This is a genomic window from Serratia nematodiphila DZ0503SBS1 (assembly GCF_000738675.1).
GTDB lineage: Bacteria > Pseudomonadota > Gammaproteobacteria > Enterobacterales > Enterobacteriaceae > Serratia > Serratia nematodiphila.
Window position 1 is genome coordinate 3,720,035 of sequence record NZ_JPUX01000001.1, and the last position, 19,602, is coordinate 3,739,636.

General features: G+C 62.7%; 20 protein-coding genes. 14 read left to right on the forward strand and 6 right to left on the reverse strand.

The genetic code is table 11. From position 1 onward, the window contains the following. Positions 1–390 precede the first annotated feature (390 nt). The 5 genes from fecI (at position 391) to ydfG (ending at position 5,929) form a co-directional block, all read left to right on the forward strand. Positions 391–915 (forward strand): ferric citrate uptake sigma factor FecI, encoded by a 525-nt coding sequence (fecI, locus tag JL05_RS17100; protein WP_033633131.1) that lies wholly within the window; start codon positions 391–393, stop codon positions 913–915. After that, positions 912–1,865: a ferric citrate uptake sigma factor regulator FecR gene (fecR, locus tag JL05_RS17105; RefSeq protein ID WP_033633132.1), complete on the forward strand. Its 954-nt coding sequence runs from the start codon at positions 912–914 to the stop codon at positions 1,863–1,865. Before fecI ends, fecR begins: the two co-directional genes overlap by 4 nt. A 115-nt stretch (positions 1,866–1,980) precedes the next feature. Then, entirely contained in the window at positions 1,981–4,332 is a 2,352-nt protein-coding gene (fecA, locus tag JL05_RS17110) for a TonB-dependent Fe(3+) dicitrate receptor FecA (protein WP_033633133.1), read from the forward strand. Between the two features lie 200 nt (positions 4,333–4,532). Further along, positions 4,533–5,054, forward strand: coding sequence for a GNAT family N-acetyltransferase (locus tag JL05_RS17115; protein WP_004938571.1), 522 nt, complete (start codon positions 4,533–4,535; stop codon positions 5,052–5,054). Between the two features lie 125 nt (positions 5,055–5,179). Further along, a complete protein-coding gene (gene ydfG, locus JL05_RS17120) occupies positions 5,180–5,929 on the forward strand; it encodes a bifunctional NADP-dependent 3-hydroxy acid dehydrogenase/3-hydroxypropionate dehydrogenase YdfG (RefSeq protein ID WP_033633134.1) in 750 nt (249 codons plus the stop codon). A gap of 36 nt (positions 5,930–5,965) precedes the next feature. Here the strand turns inward: ydfG and JL05_RS17125 are convergent, their stop codons facing one another. Then, entirely contained in the window at positions 5,966–6,292 is a 327-nt protein-coding gene (locus JL05_RS17125) for a YnfA family protein (protein ID WP_004938563.1), read from the reverse strand. A gap of 148 nt (positions 6,293–6,440) precedes the next feature. On the opposite strand from JL05_RS17125, the gene JL05_RS17130 reads away from it, so the two are divergent. Together JL05_RS17130 and JL05_RS17135 are read left to right on the forward strand one after the other, a co-directional pair. Next, on the forward strand, positions 6,441–6,809 hold the full coding sequence (locus tag JL05_RS17130; protein WP_033633135.1) for a DUF1283 family protein: 369 nt from the start codon (positions 6,441–6,443) through the stop codon (positions 6,807–6,809). Between the two features lie 89 nt (positions 6,810–6,898). Then, positions 6,899–7,198, forward strand: coding sequence for a DUF1161 domain-containing protein (locus tag JL05_RS17135; protein ID WP_004938557.1), 300 nt, complete (start codon positions 6,899–6,901; stop codon positions 7,196–7,198). A 50-nt stretch (positions 7,199–7,248) separates the two neighbouring features. Here JL05_RS17135 and JL05_RS17140 read toward each other — a convergent pair whose 3' ends face one another. After that, positions 7,249–8,736 carry an MDR family MFS transporter gene (locus tag JL05_RS17140; RefSeq protein WP_033633136.1) on the reverse strand — a complete coding sequence of 496 codons (1,488 nt, stop codon included), beginning with the start codon at positions 8,734–8,736 and terminating at the stop codon, positions 7,249–7,251. A 509-nt stretch (positions 8,737–9,245) separates the two neighbouring features. Between JL05_RS17140 and JL05_RS17145 the strand changes: the two genes are divergently transcribed. From JL05_RS17145 to clcB, 5 genes are all read left to right on the forward strand, one after another. Beyond that, positions 9,246–9,962 (forward strand): ABC transporter permease, encoded by a 717-nt coding sequence (locus JL05_RS17145; RefSeq protein WP_004938551.1) that lies wholly within the window; start codon positions 9,246–9,248, stop codon positions 9,960–9,962. Positions 9,963–10,026: 64 nt separating this feature from the next. Next, positions 10,027–10,884: a glycine betaine ABC transporter substrate-binding protein gene (locus tag JL05_RS17150; protein ID WP_228392589.1), complete on the forward strand. Its 858-nt coding sequence runs from the start codon at positions 10,027–10,029 to the stop codon at positions 10,882–10,884. An 8-nt stretch (positions 10,885–10,892) separates the two neighbouring features. Then, complete coding sequence (osmW, locus tag JL05_RS17155; RefSeq protein WP_004938544.1) at positions 10,893–11,543, forward strand: osmoprotectant ABC transporter permease OsmW; 651 nt, start codon at positions 10,893–10,895, stop codon at positions 11,541–11,543. Continuing rightward, on the forward strand, positions 11,540–12,679 hold the full coding sequence (gene osmV / locus JL05_RS17160; RefSeq protein ID WP_021505258.1) for an osmoprotectant ABC transporter ATP-binding protein OsmV: 1,140 nt from the start codon (positions 11,540–11,542) through the stop codon (positions 12,677–12,679). The genes osmW and osmV overlap by 4 nt, the downstream gene beginning before the upstream one ends. Before the next feature lie 125 nt (positions 12,680–12,804). Further along, a complete protein-coding gene (clcB, locus tag JL05_RS17165; RefSeq protein WP_033633138.1) occupies positions 12,805–14,106 on the forward strand; it encodes a voltage-gated ClC-type chloride channel ClcB in 1,302 nt (433 codons plus the stop codon). Here the strand turns inward: clcB and JL05_RS17170 are convergent. Beyond that, positions 14,103–14,495, reverse strand: a complete 393-nt coding sequence (locus tag JL05_RS17170; RefSeq protein ID WP_033633139.1) for a helix-turn-helix domain-containing protein — start codon at positions 14,493–14,495, stop codon at positions 14,103–14,105. The two genes, clcB and JL05_RS17170, sit on opposite strands and share 4 nt — an antisense overlap. A 70-nt stretch (positions 14,496–14,565) precedes the next feature. Between JL05_RS17170 and JL05_RS17175 the strand changes: the two genes are divergently transcribed. Then, positions 14,566–15,060, forward strand: coding sequence for a DUF2938 family protein (locus JL05_RS17175; protein ID WP_033633140.1), 495 nt, complete (start codon positions 14,566–14,568; stop codon positions 15,058–15,060). Positions 15,061–15,065: 5 nt separating this feature from the next. On the opposite strand, the gene bioD is transcribed toward JL05_RS17175, so the two are convergent. The 3 genes from bioD to JL05_RS17190 all read right to left on the reverse strand — a co-directional run bounded on the left by bioD (position 15,066) and on the right by JL05_RS17190 (position 18,146). Then, complete coding sequence (gene bioD / locus JL05_RS17180) at positions 15,066–15,734, reverse strand: dethiobiotin synthase (RefSeq protein ID WP_004938529.1); 669 nt, start codon at positions 15,732–15,734, stop codon at positions 15,066–15,068. Positions 15,735–15,878: 144 nt separating this feature from the next. After that, positions 15,879–17,096 carry a sugar metabolism global transcriptional regulator Mlc gene (mlc, locus tag JL05_RS17185; protein ID WP_004938526.1) on the reverse strand — a complete coding sequence of 406 codons (1,218 nt, stop codon included), beginning with the start codon at positions 17,094–17,096 and terminating at the stop codon, positions 15,879–15,881. 159 nt (positions 17,097–17,255) lie between these two features. Continuing rightward, positions 17,256–18,146 (reverse strand): LysR family transcriptional regulator, encoded by an 891-nt coding sequence (locus JL05_RS17190; protein ID WP_004938523.1) that lies wholly within the window; start codon positions 18,144–18,146, stop codon positions 17,256–17,258. Positions 18,147–18,293: 147 nt separating this feature from the next. Here JL05_RS17190 and JL05_RS17195 point away from each other — a divergent pair, with 147 nt between their 5' ends. Further along, the gene (locus JL05_RS17195; protein ID WP_031300458.1) at positions 18,294–19,562 is read left to right on the forward strand and encodes an MFS transporter; all 1,269 of its coding nucleotides are present in this window, start codon (positions 18,294–18,296) and stop codon (positions 19,560–19,562) included. The last annotated feature ends 40 nt before the right edge of the window (positions 19,563–19,602 follow it).

The following is a 19,602-nucleotide window of genomic DNA, read 5'->3' on the forward strand; positions in this document are numbered from 1 at the left end:
GCGAAATAACCTGCGCCGATGAAACAAGGCTTTTTTGCCCAAACGCAAAGACCGGATTAAGCATAGCAAGCCGCATGTCAACAGGCGGAGATAAAATACATTTTCAAATAAAAACAATTAATTAGTAATTAATCTAAAAGCATAGGCCGACGAAAGAGAATAAGACCCACGCTCAGCCTTCGCCGGCAGATTAATAGCAACCGTTTGCCTGCCAAAATAACATCGCGCCGCTGCACCTTGAATGGGCAGGCGAATATCTTCACGGCGCACGGCTTATTTCAACAGCGCGCCTGAGGATTGAATCTCGGCCTAAGGACAACGGTCAAACTTGAAACGATAACCATTCTCAATTATCATCCGCGCATCTTTTTGACCAGCAATGCGAAAACCATGTCCGCCACCGCTTCTGCCCCGCACGCCGCGCTGTCGCGCCTTTACGCCACCCATCATGCCTGGTTGCAGGGATGGCTGCACCGCCGGCTGGGCTGCGCGTTCGATGCGGACGATGTGGCGCAGGACACCTTTATGCGCCTGCTGAGAAGCGACGCCGCGGCGACCCTGCGCGAACCGAAAGACTTTCTGGTCACCGTCGCCAAACGGGTGATGGTCGATCTGTTCCGCCGCAGAACGCTGGAGCGCGCCTATCTGGAGATGCTGGCGCTGATCCCGGAAGGCTACGCCCCGTCGCCGGAGCAGCGCCAGAGCCTGCTGGACAGCCTGCAGCAGATCGACGCGATGCTCGACGGCCTGGGGCCGAAGGTAAAACAGGCCTTTCTGTTGTCGCAGCTCGAAGGTTTGGGCTATGTGGACATCGCCGCGCGCCTCGGCGTCTCGGTCAGCTCGGTTAAAAAATACATGGCCAAAGCCACCGAGCATTGCCTGCTGTTCAGCCTCGAAAACGACGTTTATTCATGAGCAACGCCATCACCCCCGAGCAGCGCCAGGCGCTGAAAATGGCCGCACACTGGTATGCGCTGCTGTGCGACGAGCACGTCACCGAACGCCAGCGCCAACAGTGGCAAGCCTGGCACCAGCAGCATGACGATCACCGCTGGGCCTGGCAGCGCGTCGAAGCGTTGCAGAGCCAGCTGCAGGGCGTGCCGGGCAAATTCAGCTATCGCGCGCTCGATCGCGCCGGCCGTCAATCGGCGATCGATCGCCGCACCCTGCTGAAAAGCCTGCTGTTATTGCTCGGCGTGGGCGGCGGCTTCCTTTACCAGTCGCCGTTCGGCCGGGAGCTACGCGCCGACTACCGCACCGCCACCGGCGAGATCAAACCCATTGTGTTAAGCGACGGCACCCAGCTGGTGCTGAACACCGCCAGCGCGGTGGACGTGCATTACGACGATCGTCAACGGCTGATCCGCTTGCACGCTGGGGAAATCAGCCTGATTACCGGACGCGACCCCCGGCCGCTGTGGGTGCAAAGCCCGCAGGGGGCGATGCGCGCGCTCGGCACCCGCTTTTTGGTGCGCGAGAGCGCTGGCGAGACGCGCCTGACGGTGCTGGAGCATGCGGTTGAAGCGCAGCTGGCGCAGGACGCGCGGCAAACGCGCCGGGTGAACGCCGGCGAACAGATTAGCTTCAGCGCCACGGCCTTCGGCGACAAGCAATCAGCTGCGGCGGAGGACGGCTGGCTGCGCGGCGTGCTGAGCGTCAGCCAGTGGCGGCTGGACCGGGTGATCGCCGAACTGGCGCGCTACCGGCGCGGCCACCTGAGCTGCGATCCGGCCGTCGCCGGCCTGCGCGTCAGCGGCAGTTTCCCGCTCAACGATACCGATCGCGCCCTCGTCCTGCTCAGCCAGACGCTGCCGGTTCGTCTGCAAAGCTTTACCCGCTATTGGCTGCAAATCGTCCCCGCCTGAATTTTTTTAAATAAAAATGATAAAAAATCGCATTCTTGATTGTCCCTTTTGCTTCGCTCATCCGACTCCCAGGAAAACACTGCAGCAATAAATAAAAAATGATTCAGGAGAAGGTATGAACAACGCTTGGGGAAAGGCCGCTCCGGCTTCGCTTTGGGGAAAACGGGCCACGCCGCTGGCCGTGGCCATTGGCCTGGTCTTCGCTGCACCGCAGATGGCGAGCGCCGCCAGCGCCGCTGCCGCCTACCACATTCCGGCCGGTGAGCTGGACGGCGCGCTGAACGCTTTCGCCGCGCGCGCCGGCATCGCGCTCTCGGTGGACGGCACGCTGACCGCCGGCAAACGTTCGCCGGGCCTGAACGGCAGCTACGGTGTCGACGACGGCCTGAACGCCCTGCTGGCGGGCAGCGGCCTGCAGGCTAAAACGCTCGGCAACAACGGTTACACGCTGGCCACACTGCCGCAGCCGCAGAAGGAAGAGGACATCACGGTAGTCGGTGACTGGCTGGCGGAAGGCCGTCAGGCAGACGTGTTCGAACACCCCGGCGCGCGCGACGTGGTGCGCCGCGAAGACTTCGTCAAAACCGGCACCACCACCGTGCGCGAAGCGTTGAACCGCGTGCCGGGCGTGGTGGCGCCGGAAAACAACGGCACCGGTAGCCACGATATGGCGCTGAACTTCGGCATACGCGGCCTCAACCCGCGCCTCGCCAGCCGCTCCACCGTGCTGATGGACGGCATTCCGGTGCCCTTCGCCCCTTACGGCCAGCCGCAGCTATCGCTGGCGCCGGTCTCGCTCGGTAATATGGACGCGATTGACGTGGTGCGCGGCGGCGGCGCGGTGCGCTACGGGCCGCAGAGCGTCGGCGGCGTGGTCAACTTCGTCACCCGCGCCATCCCGAAAACCTTCGGCATGACGGCCGGCATGCAGGGGCAACTCAGCCCGACCTCGCGCCAGGATCACCCGAAAGGCACCGGCAACCTGATGATCGGCGGCACCGCCGACAACGGCTTCGGCGCGGCGCTGCTCTACTCCGGCACCCGCGGCAGCGACTGGCGCGAGCACAGCTCGACCAAAATCGACGACGTGATGCTGAAAAGCCGTTACGCGCCGAACGAGGTGCACACCTTCAACAGCCTGCTGCAATACTACGAAGGCGAAGCTGAAATGCCGGGCGGCCTGAGCCGGGCGGACTACAACGCCAACCCGTTCCAGTCGACGCGCCCGTACGACAAGTTCTGGGGCCGCCGCCAGTTGGCGAACTTCGGCTACCAGTATCAGCCGGATCAGCAGCACAAGTTCGACGTGCAGAGCTTCTACACCTACACCCTGCGCAGCGGCTATCTGGATCAGGGCAAGAACCTGACGCTGTCGCCGCGCGAATACTGGGTGCGCGGCGTAGAACCGCGCTACAGCCAGAGCTTCCGCTGGGGCGACTCGGCGCACGAGGTCGGCGTCGGCTACCGTTACGTCAGCGAATCCACCCACGAGCTGCGCTACTACACTAAAGCCAGCACCGGCAGGCTGCCGTCCACCGCCAGCCCGTACGATCGCGACACCCAGTCAGGCACCGAGGCGCACGCGTTCTATATCGACGATCGCATCGACATCGGCGACTGGACCCTCACGCCGGGCATGCGTTACGAATACATCAAGTCGTATCAGAACAACTACATCAAGAACAACCGCCTCGACGTCAGCTATAACGCGCCGCTGCCGGCGTTGAACGTGATGTATCACCTGAATGAATACTGGAACCTGTACGCCAACACCGAAGGCTCCTTCGGCACCGTGCAGTACAGCCAGATGGGCAAAGCGGTCGACAGCGGCAAGATTGAACCGGAGAAGGCGCGCACCTGGGAGCTGGGCACCCGCTACGCCGGCGATGCGCTGACCGGCGAAATCGGGCTGTTCCTGATCAACTTCAACAACCAGTATGACTCCAACCAGGTGACCGACAGCGTGACCGCGCGCGGCAAAACCCGCCACGCCGGGCTGGAAGGCAGCCTGCGTTACGATCTGTCGCAGCTAACGCCGAAACTGGACGACCTGACTGCCTACGCCAGCTACGCCTACGTCAACGCCACCATCCGCGAAGACGGCGGCTACAAAGGCAACCAGGTGCCTTTCTCGCCGAAGCATAAAGGCACGCTGGGGCTGGACTACACGCCGGGCAACTGGGCGTTTAACCTTAACGGCGAGTTCCAGTCCAGCCAGTTCGCCGACAACGCCAACACCGTGGCGGAAAGCGCCGACGGCAGCACCGGCCGCATTCCCGGCTACATGCTGTGGGGCGTGCGCGCCGCCTATGATTTCGGCCCGGAAATGGCCGGCCTGAATCTGGGCGTCGGCGTGAAAAACCTGTTCAACCACGAGTATTTCACCCGCGCCTATGACGACAACAACAAGGGTCTGTACATCGGCCAGCCGCGCACGATTTATCTGCAAGGTTCGGTGAAGTTCTGATCCTCAACGGCGGGCGCGTTTAACCGTGCCCGCCGTCTTTCTCATCAACGTGACACCGTCACATAAAGCCGTTCCTCCGCGCCGCCGCAGCGGTGAAAAATAAGTCGCTTCTGCCGCCAATGCGCGTAATATCGACGATCCGCCCCGATTTATGGGCGCGGACTTTTTTGCCATTCTGGCCTGAAAAGCGAGGGAATAAGATGAATCATAATGACCTTTCTCAGTGCCGCGTTGACACCGACCGTTTGTTGATTGCCCCCTTTACCGCAGCAGACGCCGACGATGTTTACCAGGCGATCACCCCCACTCTGACGCGCTTTATGACCTTTGAGCCGGAGGCGTCGCCGGAAGATTTCGCCAACGTCTGGCAAGGCTGGCTGCCGTTGATGCGCGAGGGTGAAGAAGTGATCTTCGTCGCCCGCCGGCGCGAAGACCGGCAGTTCGTCGGCGTCGGCGGCGCGCATAATCTGCGCAGCCACACCCCGGAGCTGGGCATCTGGGTTAAAGAGAGCCTGCATGGCCAGGGCTACGGCCGCGAAATCGTGCAGGGCATCGCGCGCTGGGCCAGCGAGCGCTTTCAGCCGCCGCACTTTCTCTACCCGGTGGCCGAGCAGAATACCGCCAGCCGCCGCCTCGTCGAGTCGCTGGGCGGCGTGCTGGCCGGCCGTTGCGAGCGCATCAAGTATGACGCCGTGGTGTATCACCTGCCGCCTCAGCGCTAGTCAGCATCGGGCCGCCGGCCCGGTGTCATCTTTTTTGCTTTCCGCCGTGATAACCGCTGCCACTGCCTGCGGGTTTGTGCTAATGATAGAGGCATGTAGGGTAAAAACAGTTGAGGAACAGCAACATGATTATTTTTGTTACCGGCGCCACCTCCGGTTTCGGCGAGGCCATCGCGCGCCGTTTTATCCGTGAAGGCCACCAGGTGATCGCCGCCGGGCGCCGCCTTGAGCGTCTTGAAGCGCTGCAGGAAGAACTCGGCCAAGCGCTGCACATCGTGCGGCTCGACGTGCGCAATCGCGCCGCCATTCAACAGGCGATCGAAGCACTGCCGGCCGAGCTGCGCCAGATCGACGTGCTGGTGAACAACGCCGGGCTGGCGCTGGGGCTGGAGCCGGCGCACAAGGCCAACGCCGATGACTGGGAAACCATGATCGACACCAACGCCAAGGGGCTGGTGAACATGACGCGCGCGCTGTTGCCGGCCATGGTCGAGCGCAACGTCGGCCACGTGATCAACATCGGATCCACCGCCGCCAACTGGCCTTACGCCGGCGGCAACGTGTACGGCGCCACCAAGGCGTTCGTCAAACAGTTCAGCCTGGGCCTGCGCGCCGATCTGCACGGCACGCGCATTCGCGTAACCGATATCGAGCCGGGCCTGGTGGGCGGCACCGAGTTCTCCAACGTGCGCTTCAAGGGTGATGACGGCAAGGTCAACAAAACCTACGAAGGCGCCGATGCGCTGACGCCGGAAGACATCGCCGAGTCGGTGTTCTGGGTCGCGACGTTGCCGGCGCGCGTCAACATCAACACGCTGGAAATGATGCCGGTCAGCCAGTCCTTCGCCGGGCTGAACATCCACCGCGGCGCCTGAGCCGCGACGGCGGGAGGCGACTCCCGCCGCGTTTCCTCAGGCCGCGCGCCAGCCGGAAACGATAATCAGCATGCCCGCCAGCGCCACGCCGGCGCCGACCCAATCCAGCGCAGACAGCTTCACCCCGTCCACCACCCGCAGCCACAGCAGCGCCGTCGCCACATACACACCGCCGTAGGCCGCATAGACCCTCCCGCTGGCCGCCGGATGCAGCGTCAACAGCCAGACAAACAGCATCAGGCTTAATGCCGCCGGCAGCAGCAGCCAGGCGCTGCCCTGCTTCTTCAGCCATAGGTAAGGCAGGAAACAGCCGATAATTTCAGCCAGGGCGGTGGCGAAAAACAACAGCGTGGTTTTTAACATCGGTCGCAGTTTTCTCTCGGTAAAGTAAACGAATCGGCGCTTGGCTGGTGAATTCCAGGAGCGCGGTGGTATATTTATCACCACGCCTGCGGGCGAGGTAACGCCAGTGTCGCCATCATCAGGCGCACTCACTCATAAGGATGAAACGATGAAAACATTTTCGACCCAACGACTGCTGCGCGGGATGCTGCCGGTCGCCATGCTGGCCGTTATGGGCGCCTGGCAGGCGCCGGCGCTGGCCGCCACCTGCACGCAGGGCAGCACCTGCGTCACCGTCGATGGCAAAGGCAGCGGCGCGATGAGCACCGAAGAAGCGCGCCAGAGCAAAGAGCAGTGGAATGATACCAAATCCCTGCGCCACAAGGTTAACACCCGCGTCGAGAAAGAATTCGACAAGATCGATCGCGCGGCGGATGACGAAGACCGCTGCAACGACAGCAACAACGTCAACGCGTACTGGGAACCGGACACCCGTAAATGTCTGGATCGCCAGACCGGGCGTCGGATTAATCCTTAATCCGCCTGCGGCGGGCGGGCAAGCGTGAAACCCGGCCGCCGTTGCTGCTATCCTGTTACAGGAAGTTCATTGTCTAAAAGGATGACGTGATGAAGAAAACGCTGATATTAACCGCTGTATTGCTGGCCGGCGCCCCATTGGCGGCTCTGGCCTCCTGTGAAAGCGTGAAAGCGGACATTTCGCAAAAAATCGTCAATAACGGCGTTCCGGAGTCCGGCTTCAAACTGGAGATCGTGCCTAACGATCAGGCCGATCAAGCGGGCGGCCAGGTGGTCGGCCACTGCGAAAACGACACCCAGAAGATCGTTTATACCCGCCTGAACAACGGCGACGATAGTGGTGACGCGGCGCAGACCGGCACCAGCCAGGACACCTCCAACGCGCAGTAAGCCGCATCGGCTACCCAGGGCGCGCAACAGCCGCGCCCTTTCCTTTTCCTTTACGTCTGCTCCGCCTCTTCCTCTTCGCCTTGCGGCCGACAACGCGCCGGGATCAGCATCGCCGCCGCCAGCGCCAGCAACGACACCAACGCCGATACCAGGAACACCCAATGCAGCGAAGCCGCCACCTGCTGGATAAGCTGCGCCAGCGCTTCGCTCCCCATGCTGTGCCGCACCGCCGGCTCCATCAGCCGCTGCACCGGATCGTCAATCTCCGGCAAACGCCACTGCAGGTTGAGGTTCAGCGTGGCGCCCAAAATCGCGGTGCCGATGGCCGAGCCCACCATGCGGGTAAACACCGTACAGGCGGTGGCAATGCCGCGAATGCTGTAATGCGCCGCGTTCTGCACCGACACTAAAAACGTCGTGTTGCACAATCCCATGCCGGCGCCGACCATAAACGCCGCCACCCGGCCCCACAGCAGACCGCCGTTCGGCTGCAGCATCAGCAGGATCAGGCCGCCCGCCACCAACAGCAGTGCGCCCAGCAACGCCGTGGCGCGATACGAAGTCATCAGCATCAAACGGCCGCTCAGCGTGCTGGCCAGCGGCCAGCCGATCGACATCAAGGCCAGCGTGGTGCCCGCCTCCAGCGGTGAGCCGCCCATCACGCCCTGAATGAAGGTGGGCAGAAAGGCGCTGATGCCCATCATCGCCGCGCCGATCACCAGCCCGCCGATGTTGCCGGCGACGATCACCCGGCTTTGCCACAGCGCCAGCGGGAACAGCGGCTCAACCGCGCGCCGCTCCTGACGGATCAGCAGCGCCAGCGACGCCGCCGCCAGCGCCAGCAACGGCGCCACCCACCATCCGAAACTTTCCATCTGCAACAGCGCCAGCAGCAGCGCCGAAACGAACAGCGTCAGCCAAGCGGTGCCCGCCAGATCCAGCGCGTGCCGCCGCAGTTGCTGATGCGCCGGCAGATAGCGCCAGAGGAAGAACATCGCCAACAGGCCGATCGGCAGGTTGACCCAGAACACCAGCGCCCACGGCAGGTGTTGCACGATAAACGCGCCCAGCAGCGGGCCGATGATCGCCGATACGCCCCACACGCTCGACAGGTAGCCCATCACCTTCGGCCGCTCGGTGGCGCTGTAGATGTCGCCGATGATGGTGGACGCGATCGGCATGATGGCGCCGGCGCCCAATCCCTGCAATAAGCGGAAGCCGATCAGCCAATACATGTCGGGGGCGTAGCCGCACAGCACCGATCCCAGCAGGAACAGCGTCGCGCCGAAGAAAAACACCCGCTTGCGGCCGTAGAGATCCGCCAGCCGGCCGTAGATGGGAATGGTGATCGCCTGCGCCAGCAAATAGACCGCGAACACCCAGCCCAGCAGCGAGAAGCCGCCGAGATCGCCGATGATGGTCGGCATGGCGGTGGCGACGATGGTGGCTTCGATCGCCGACATGAACATCGCCAGCATGCAGGCGATCAGGATCAGCGGGCGGTGGGCAATGGGTGCGGGTGAAACGTTATTTGTCATGGCGTTATGCAGGTTTCCTGGCGTTTTTATTTTCCCTGAGTATATCAGCAAGCGCCTGTGCCAAGTCTATCCGCCCTCACATCCTGCCTTTGCCGGCGGCGAATCGCACCATTTGGACTAACTGTTACGGCGTAACGTTTTGCCGTGGATTTTTTTCATTTTACCCGCATCCCAGCGCTGACGCGGGCTGCGGCGCCAATACGGGCAAACTCAATCAGCTGATTTTGTTCATAAAACTTGGCACGGTCAACGACAGGGTGCTATACCTTCCCTAGCCGGCGCCTTTGGGCTTCGTGCTTTCTCGGGTTTAAATATCAGTACCTTATGCTGATTTACTCACGTATTGAGCCTACGTTCAGCACGCTGTGCCGAACGCACCCTTCGCTCAATGTCGCTAACCTCATGCGAAACGCCCGTTTTGTACCGCCACGCCCGCCGGGCCGTGGGTAACAATCAGAGCGGAATGCGCCGTCTCGTCGGCCGCTCCGCGCAACGGAGGACGCAACATCATGCACAAGTCAGCGCCATACCGGCGCCTGCTCCTCGGGAGCCTGCTGTTTATCGCCGTCATCGCGCTGCTGGTTTACGGCATCGGTTGGGAAACCCTCAAGTCGCGCCGGGAAGATTTGATTTACCTCGGTCAGCAGCACATGTTCCTGGTGGTGTGTTCGATGCTGCTGTCGCTGCTGGTCGGCATTCCCAGCGGTATCCTGCTGAGCCGCCCTTTCGCCCGCCGCTGGGCGGAGCACGTGATGCAGATCTTTAACGTCGGCAACACCCTGCCGCCGCTGGCAGTGTTGGCATTGGCGATGGTGATCATCGGCATCGGCGACCGGCCGGCGGTGGTGGCGTTGTTCCTCGCCTCGCTGCTGCCTATCGTGCGCAATACCTATGCCGGCCTGCGTTCGGTGCCGCCGGCGCTGGTCGAGGCCGCCAACGGTATTGGCATGACCGCCGGACAGCGGCTGCGCCAGGTCGAACTGCCTAACGCCCTGCCGGTGATCTTCGCCGGGGTGCGCATCGCGATGGCGATTAACGTCGGCACCGCGCCGCTGGCGTTTTTGATCGGCGCCAGCAGCTATGGCGAGCTGATCTTCCCCGGCATCTACCTGAACGACTTCCCGACGCTGATCCTCGGCGCCGCCGCCACCGCGCTGATCGCCCTGCTGCTCGATCTGGCGCTGGCCGGTCTCGGCCGCCGGCTCAGCCCGCACACCGCATCCTGATGGGAGAAACGCGATGACTCGATGGTTACAACGACTCCGCCACGCGCTGCTGTTCTCCTTGCTGATGACCGGCGCGGCCGCCTGGGCCGCCCCGCTGACGCTGGCGAGCAAGAACTTTACCGAACAGCGCATTCTGTCGGCGATCACCGTGCAATACCTGCGGGCCAAAGGTTTTCAGGTCGAACCCAAAACCAATCTGGCTACGGTGATCACCCGCAACGCGATGATCAACAAGCAGATCGACATGACCTGGGAATACACCGGCACCTCGCTGATCATCTTTAACCACATCAATAAGCGCATGTCGCCGCAGGAAACCTACGAAACGGTGAAAAAGCTCGACGCCAAACTCGGCCTGGTGTGGCTGCAGCCGGCGGACATGAACAACACCTACGCCTTCGCCATGCAGCGCCGGCGAGCGGAAAAAGAGCAGATCCGCACGATGTCGCAACTGGTGGCCAAAGTGGAACAGGTGCGTAAAACCGACCCGAAACACAACTGGCTGCTGGGGCTGGATCTGGAGTTCGCCGGCCGCTCGGACGGCCTGAAGCCGATGCAGGCGCTGTACGACATGCCGCTGGATCGCCCGCAAATCCGCCAGATGGATCCCGGCCTGGTCTACAACGCCATCCGCGATGGCTTCGTCGACGCCGGGCTGGTGTACACCACCGACGGCCGGGTGAAAGGCTTCGATCTGCAGGTGCTGGAAGACGACAAAGGCTATTTCCCGAGCTATGCGGTCACGCCGGTGGTGCGCGCCGACGTGTTGCAAAACACGCCGGGGCTGGAAGCGGCGCTGAACACGCTGTCGAAACAGTTCAACAATCAGGTGATCACCGAGCTTAACGCCAAGGTGGATATCGACTACCAGACGCCGCAACAGGTCGCCGACGCGTTCCTCAAGCAGCGCGGCCTGATTTAGGAGGCATGATGAATACCTTACTTTACGCCTGGCAAAACTGGGCCTATATCGCCGGATTGACGCTGGAACACCTGCTGCTGGTCGGCATCGCCGTCGGCCTGGCGATCCTGATCGGCGTGCCGCTCGGCGTGCTGATCGTCCGCCACAAATGGCTGGCGACGCCGGTGCTGAGCCTGGCCACGCTGGTGCTGACCGTGCCCTCCATCGCCCTGTTCGGGCTGATGATCCCGCTGTTTTCCTTAATCGGCCACGGCATCGGCTACGTGCCGGCGATCACCGCGGTGTTCCTCTATTCGCTGCTGCCGATCGTGCGCAACACCCACACCGCGCTCGACAACCTGCCCGGCGGGCTGCGCGAAGCCGGCCGCGGCATCGGCATGACGTTCTGGCAACGCCTGCGCTGGGTGGAGATCCCGGTAGCGCTGCCGGTCATTTTCGGCGGCATTCGCACCGCCGTGGTGATGAATATCGGCGTGATGGCGATCGCCGCGGTGATCGGCGCCGGCGGCCTCGGCCTGCTGCTGCTCAACGGCATCAGCAGCAGCGACATCCGCCAGTTGATTACCGGCGCCGTGATGATCAGCCTGCTGGCGATCGTCCTCGATTGGTTATTGCACCGCTTGCAAATTGCGCTCACGCCCAAGGGGATCCGCTCATGATTAAATTGGAAAATCTGACCAAACAGTTCATGCAAAAGAACGGCACGCCGTTCAACGCCGTCGACAACATCAATCTGGACGTGCCGGAAGGCGAAATTTGCGTGCTGCTCGGCCCATCCGGCTGCGGCAAAACCACCACGCTGAAGATGATCAACCGCTTGATCGAACCCACCGGCGGCACCATTCTGATCAACGGCGAAGACACCAGCGCGCTGGATACCGTCAGCCTGCGCCGCAAAATCGGCTACGTCATCCAGCAGATCGGTCTGTTCCCCAACATGACCATCGAGGAGAACATCACCGTAGTGCCGCGCATGCTGGGCTGGGACAAAAAACGCTGCCACGATCGCGCCGAGGAGCTGATGAGCATGGTGGCGCTGGATCCCAAGCGCTTTTTGCACCGCTACCCGAAAGAGATGTCCGGCGGGCAGCAGCAGCGCATCGGCGTGATCCGCGCGCTGGCGGCCGATCCGCCGGTGCTGCTGATGGATGAACCCTTCGGCGCGGTGGATCCGATCAACCGCGAAACCATCCAAAACGAGTTTCTCGACATGCAGCGTCAGCTGAAGAAGACCGTGATGCTGGTCAGCCACGACATCGACGAAGCGCTGAAGCTCGGCGATCGCATCGCGGTGTTCCGCCAGGGCAAGATCGTGCAGAACGCCAGCGCCGATGAGCTGCTGGCGCGCCCGGCGAACGACTTCGTCGCCTCCTTTGTCGGCCAGGATCGCACGCTGAAGCGCCTGCTGCTGGTGCAGGCCGGCGACGTGGCAGACCAACAAGAGACGGTGACGGTGCGCCGGGAAACGCCGCTGACAGAGGCATTCGGGTTGATGGACGATATCGACGCCCGTTCGGTGACGGTAGTGGACGCCGACGGCAAACCGCTGGGTTACGTCAAACGCCGCGAGGCGCGCGGTGCGCCGGGGGTATGCGCCGACAGCCTGCACCGCTTTCGCGTCACCGCCCGCGCGGAAGAGAACCTGCGCGTGGTGCTGTCGAAGCTGTATGAGCACAATACGTCCTGGATGCCGATCGTCGATGAAGACGGCCGCTACAGCGGCGAAATCTCGCAGGATTATATCGCCGACTACCTCAGCTCCGGCCGCACGCGCCGGGTGCTGACGCCGCAATAACCTCCGCCGGGGCGCCGACCGCCCCGCCCATGCCGCAGTTTGATAAAGATTCACTGGTCATCGGCCGGAGCGCCAAGCACAATGCGCTGATGACCCTTTGATTTTTCTCACGACGCCGCCCACGCATGAAAAGATTGGTCCACCTGCACCACTATCGCGCCCTGCTGCGCAGCCTGTTTATCGCCGTGTTCATCGGCGTCGCCGCCGCCCTGGCGGTGTGGCTGTTCCACCGTTCGATGATTGGCCTCGAGTGGCTGTTGCTCGGCAATGCCGACGGCAGTCTGGTGGCCGCCGCCGCCGCGCTGCCCGGCTGGCGGCGCGCCCTGACGCCTGCGTTGGGCGGGCTGGCGGCAGGCCTGCTGCTGTATGTTCACCAGCGCTACCGCCACCAGCGCCCGGCGGCGCCCACCGACTATATGGAAGCGATCGAGACCGGCAACGGCAAGCTGGATACCGGCGCCAGCCTGGTGAAGTGTCTGGCGTCGCTGCTGGTGGTGTCGAGCGGCAGCGCCATCGGCCGTGAAGGCGCGATGATCCTGCTGGCGGCGCTGGTGGGCTCGCTGTTCGCTCAGCGCTTTACGCACGAGAAAGAATGGAAACTGTGGGTGGCCTGCGCCGCCGCAGCCGGGATGGCCAGCGCCTACCATGCGCCGCTGGCGGGCAGCCTGTTTATCGCCGAGATCCTGTTCGGCACCCTGATGCTGGCCTCGCTCGGCCCGGTGGTGATCGCCGCGGTCAGCGCCCTGCTGATGACCAATCTGCTCAACGGCGGCCAGGCGCCGCTCTACCTGGTGACGCCGCTCGCCGCCCCCTTGCCGACGCAATACCTGCTGATGGCGCTGGTCGGCGTGGTGGCCGGCGCCGGCGGGCCGCTGTTTTTGTGGTTGATGACCGCCACCGGCCGCGCGTTCCGATCGCTGCGCCTGAAGCCGCCGCTGCAGCTGGCGCTGGGCGGCCTGATCGTCGGGCTGCTTTCGCTGTTGTTCCCGCAGGTATGGGGCAATGGCTACAGCGTGGTACAGGCGCTGCTGATCGCGCCGCCGGGAGTGTTGCTGCTGGGGGCGATCCTGGTATGCAAGCTGCTGGCGATCCTCGCCAGCAGCGGGTCGGGCGCGCCCGGCGGGGTCTTCACCCCGACGCTGTTCGTCGGCGCCGCGCTCGGTTCGATGATCGGTCAGCTGTTTGGCCTGTGGCCGGGCATGGATGCGGCGGTGCCGCTGCTGCTGGCGCTGACCGGCATGGCCACCCTGCTGGCCGCCACCACCCATGCGCCGATCATGGCGGCGCTGATGGTGTTTGAAATGACCGGCGAATACGCGCTGCTGCCCGGCATTCTGCTGGCCTGCGTGATCGCCACCACCGTGTCGCGCGGCCTGCGGCCGGTATCGGTCTACCACACCGCGCCGCCGCCCAAACGCGAGGCTTAAAACTCGCCCTGCTGCAGCAACTTCCTGAACTGCGGGCACTGCAGGTGCTCCGGTTCAGGGCAATCGACCATGTGCTGCAAACCGGCGCGCACCTGCCCCAGACGCCGCAGGGTGCGATCCAGTTCTTCAATCCGCGCCGCCAGCAGCCGGCGATCGAGGGCGATGCGCCCCCGCTCGTCAAACAGCGAGGCGATCTCATCCAGCGTAAACCCCGCCAGCCGCCCGAGGGCGATCAGCTTCAGTTGATCCAGCACGCCGGCGGCGTATTGGCGACGTAAACCGTTGCGGCCTATCGAGGCGATTAGCCCTTTTTTCTCGTAATGCCGCAGCGCCGAGGGCGCGATGCCGCTCAAACGCGCCACCTCGCCAATATCCAGTTCTTTTCCCATTGACTTGAAGTCGACTTTAAGTTGCACACTGTGCGCACATTACACCATGAGTGACTTTAAGGGCACGAAAATGACGACAGAAATTTTACTGATGATTATGCTGACCGGGGTGGGCGCCACGCTGTGCACCGATCTGTGGGCCATCGTGCAAAAGCGCGTGCTGGGCATCCCGCCCCTTAACTACGCGCTGGTTGGCCGCTGGTTTATCGGCCTGTTCGACGGCCGGTTTTATCACGCTCCGATCATGGCTGCGCCGGTGCGGCGGGGAGAAAAAGCGATGGGATGGCTGCTGCACTACGCGATCGGCGTCGCCTTCGCCTTTATCCCGCTCGGCCTGGCGGGCATCGCGTGGTACGCCGCGCCGACGCCGCTGGTCGCGCTGTTGAGCGGCTGGCTGAGCCTGGCGGCGCCCTTCTTCGTGATGCAGCCGGCGTTGGGCTTTGGCGTGGCGGCGGCGAATACCCCCAACCCGGCGCGTAGCCGCATCATCAGCCTGCTGGTGCATACGGTGTACGGCCTGGGGCTGTTTGTCTCCGCCCGTTTGTTGGCCCCTTTGCTGGCCTGAGCGCGCTAGCGCAGCAGCGTGGAGATGTCGAGATAGTGCGCCAGTTCGCGCTGCTCCGCGCGCGGCAGATACGGAATTTCACCCAGCAGCGGCGCGGAAATGCGCTGCTGCAGCGCCGCGATGGTTTCGGCATAGTGCGCCAACCCCGGGTTGATGCGGTTGGCGACCCAGCCCAGCAACGGCAGGCCGTCGTTGATAATCGACTGTGCCGTCAGCAACGCGTGGCTGACGCAGCCCAGCTTGATGCCCACCACCAACACCACCGGCAGCTGTTCCTGCACCACCCACTCGGCGTAAGGCCGTAGATCGTTCATCAACACCCGCCAACCGCCGCTGCCTTCCACCACCACCGTATCGGCTTTGGCCGAAAGATCCCGCAGACCGCTGCTCATCACGCCATAGTTGATGTCCTCGGTCGCATGCGCGTGAAACACCTCATCCAGGCAGGTGATGGGATTGATCTCCTCGTAGGACAGCGGCAGGGTTGAAGATGCTTGCAATACCAAAGCGTCTTTATTGCGGATGCCCTCGCTGGTTTCCTGGCAGCGCGCGGCGATCGGCTTGTAGCCGGCCACCGAACGGCCTTCGGCGGCCAGCGCCTGCATCAACCCGCGGGAAACCACGGTTTTACCGACGTCGGTATCCGTGCCTGTCACAAATAAACGCTTCAACATGAATAAAATGCCCCAGAATGCCCCGTTAACAATGTATCGCCGCACCGGCGGCGAAGAAGTCTTTCGGAAAAATTCTAGGGGATGCTGCCGCGTAGGGGCTTGAGGTAGCTCAATCTTTTGCGGGATTAATAAGAGGTTCTGATGTTAGCCTTGCAGCAGCTGCACCAACAATGAACCATTATACAGCGCCTCTTTCACCAGTGCCGCGCCGGGCATGGTGCCCTGATTGAAGAACTGCGTGGATTCGACCTTGACCTGCTCGCTGTAGGCCGGCAGCGCCTGTTGGCGAATGCAGGAGGCGATGGCCGGGTGCAGGATCTCCGCCGCGCGGTTGAGCGGCGAGCCCACCAGGATCTTCTCGGGATTGAACAGGTTGACCATGATAGCCAGAATGCGCCCCACGCTGTGGCCGACACCGAGAATGATGTCTCGCGCCAGTTGATCGCCCGCCAGCGCGGCGTCGCACAGCGATTCGACGGTCAGCGGCGCACCGTGCAGGCTGGAACTCATCGAGCCGCTCAGCCGCTGCTGGGCGATCTCCAGCATGTTCTCAATGCTGGCCACGGTTTCGAGACAGCCGTGGTTGCCGCAGTAGCAGCGTTTGCCGTAGGGATCGACCTGGGTGTGGCCGATCTCCACCACGCTGTGGCTGCCGGCGTGCAACACATGGCCGCCGGTGATCACCCCGGCGCCGACGTTGTGGTCGATCACCACCTGAATCACGTTCTGGCTGCCGCGCGAGGCGCCGTACAGCGCCTCGGCCATGGTCCAGGCGCTGATGTCGTGCTGCAGGTAAACCGGCAGACCGGTGCGGGTTTCCAGCGCCGGGCCGAGCGGCATCTCCAGCACGTCGTAAAACGGCATGCGGTGCACCACGCCGGACTGGACGTCGATCATGCCCGGCAGCGTAATAGCGATCGCCGTCAGCCGTTCCAGCTTGCTTTGGTGGCGGATAAAGAACTGATCGACTTCGGTCAGGATGCGCTTCAGCAACGGTTCGGGATGTTCGGCCGCCAGCGGCAGCTGCTCCTCCACCACCAGCTTGCTGCTGAGATCGCGCAGCGCCAGCGTGATGCTGCCGCGGCTGATGCGGGCGGACAGGTAGTGCCAGGCTTCGGTGTCCAACACCAGCCCCACCGCCGGGCGCCCCCGGCTGCCGATCTCCTGGTACTCGGTTTCCTTGACCAGATGGGCTTCCAGCAGTTCGCGCACGATCTTGGTGATGCTGGCGGGCGCCAGCTGCGCGCGTTTTGACAGTTCGATGCGCGAAATCGGACCCAGTTGATCGATTAGCCGATAAACCGCCCCCGCATTGGTCTGTTTGATTTGATCGATATGCCCAGGCTGCCCAACCGCAATCACAAACCGGCTCCTACTATTTTTCGCGCTTCTAAATAAAGACTAGGGGTTATGGTGGGGCTTTTGTCATACAGCGTCAACTATTTGATTCGTTATGTGATTTGCTGCACAAATTCCTCGCAATTTCAGCGTGAATTGATTTTTATTTGCCCAAGCTCAACGTCATTTCAGCATCAACGCCATCAGCGACTGCGCCGCCGCGGTCAACGGCCGCCGGCGGTGGTGCACCAGCCACACTTCGGTGGTGGCGTCCGGCTCCGCCAGCGGCAAATAGCGCACGCCGTCCACCCGCACCCGGGCGAAAGACGCCGGCAGAATCGAGACTCCCAACCCGGCGGAGACCAGCCCGATGATAGTCATCGCTTCCCCCACTTCCTGGGTGATATACGGGGTGATGCCGGCCTTGCCGAGCAGCAGCAGAATTTCGTCGTACAGCGCGGTGCCCACTTCGCGCGAGAAGAACACGAACGGCTCCCGCGCCAAATGTTGAAACCGCAGCGCGCCGCCGGGCGTTTCCGCCAGCGGATGCCCTTCCGGCACCACCGCCACCAGCGGTTCACGCAGCAGCAGCTGATAGTGCAGCGCCTCCGGCAGCCGCGTATTGCGCATCACCCCCAGATCCAGCTCACCGTTCAGCAGCGGTTCGATCTGCTGTTTGGTGTTGATTTCGCGCATCTTGATGTGCACCTGCGGGGACTGCTGGCGAAAGGCGCGCAGGCTGCGCGCCACCACGCCGATAAAGGGCGCGGAGGAGGTAAACCCGATGGTCATTTCCCCCAGTTCACCGCGATCCAGACGCGCCGCCTTTTCCGCCGCGCGCCCGACCTGATCGAGCACCTGATAGGCTTCTTTAAGAAACATCTCCCCGGCCTGGGTCAAACTGACGTTGCGGTTGTTGCGCGCCAGCAGCCGCGCGCCGACCATCTCTTCCAGCGCCTGAATTTGCTGGCTGAGCGGCGGCTGGGAGATGCGCAACCGCTCGGCGGCGCGGCCAAAATGCAGCTCTTCGGCCACGGCGATAAAGTAACGCAGGTGTCTCAATTCGATATTCATATTTAAAAAGTCTTAATTGTAATTATTAATATATTAGACAAAAAATTCGCCGCTCCCTATCATTTTGTTATCTGCAAAATGTCTGTTTATCTCCCCGAAGTTCGGTAAGGAAACGCTGTGACAACCCCTGTGCGTTCTGCGGCCGTGATGCCGTCGACGCTGGCCGCCAACGATGACGCGGCCGCTGCGCCTAAAGTAAAACGCTCCACCCTCAACAACAAACTCCCCTATATCGAACGCGGCACGCCGCAGTTTATGCGCGTTACGCTGGCGCTGTTTTCCGCCGGGTTGGCGACCTTCGCGCTGCTCTACTGCGTGCAGCCGATCCTGCCGGTGCTGTCGCAAGACTTCGGCGTCTCGCCGGCGGAAAGCAGCCTGTCGCTTTCGGTCTCTACCGGCCTGCTGGCGATCGGCCTGATGTTTACCGGGCCGTTGTCCGACGCCATCGGCCGCAAGTCGGTGATGGTGGTGGCGCTGCTGCTGGCGGCGGTTTGCACGCTGATTTGCGCCTTTATGACCAGCTGGCACGGCATTTTACTGATGCGCGCATTGATCGGCCTGTCGCTGAGCGGCGTCGCAGCGGTCGGCATGACCTACCTCAGCGAAGAGATCCACCCAAGCTTCGTCGCCTTCTCGATGGGGCTGTATATCAGCGGCAACTCGATCGGCGGCATGAGCGGCCGCCTGGTGACCGGGGTGTTGACCGACTTCTTCTCCTGGCGCGTATCGCTTGGCGTCATCGGCCTGTTCGCCCTCGCCGCCGCCTGCATGTTCTGGCGCATCCTGCCCGCCTCGCGGCATTTCCGCGCCAGCTCGCTGCGCCCGCGCACCCTGCTGATCAACTTTAAACTGCATTGGCACGATAAAGGGTTGCCGCTGCTGTTCGCGGAAGGTTTCCTGCTGATGGGCAGCTTCGTCACCCTGTTCAACTACATCGGTTATCGCCTGCTGGCGGATCCTTATCACCTGAGCCAGGCGATCGTCGGCCTGCTGTCGGTGGTGTATCTCACCGGCTCCTACAGTTCGCCCAAGGCCGGTGCGCTCACCTCACGCTTCGGGCGTGGCCCGGTGCTGCTGGCGTCGATCGTGATTATGCTGATCGGGATCCTGATTACCGCGCTGCCGCAGGTGCCGGCGATCTTTATCGGCATGATGCTGTTCACCGCCGGTTTCTTCGCCGCCCACTCGGTGGCCAGCAGCTGGATCGGCCGCCGTGCGCGCCGCGCCAAAGGCCAGGCGTCGTCGCTGTATCTGTTCTGCTATTACGTCGGCTCCAGCGTGGCCGGCACCCTGGGCGGCGTGTTCTGGCACAGCTTCGGCTGGAATGGCGTGGCGGCGTTTATCAGCCTGATGCTATTGCTGGCGCTGCTGGTGGTGCATTACCTGAAACGGCTGCCGGAAGCGGCGCGCCTGTGAATGGAAAAAGCCGCGGTGGTTAGCCGCGGCTCGTCATGCC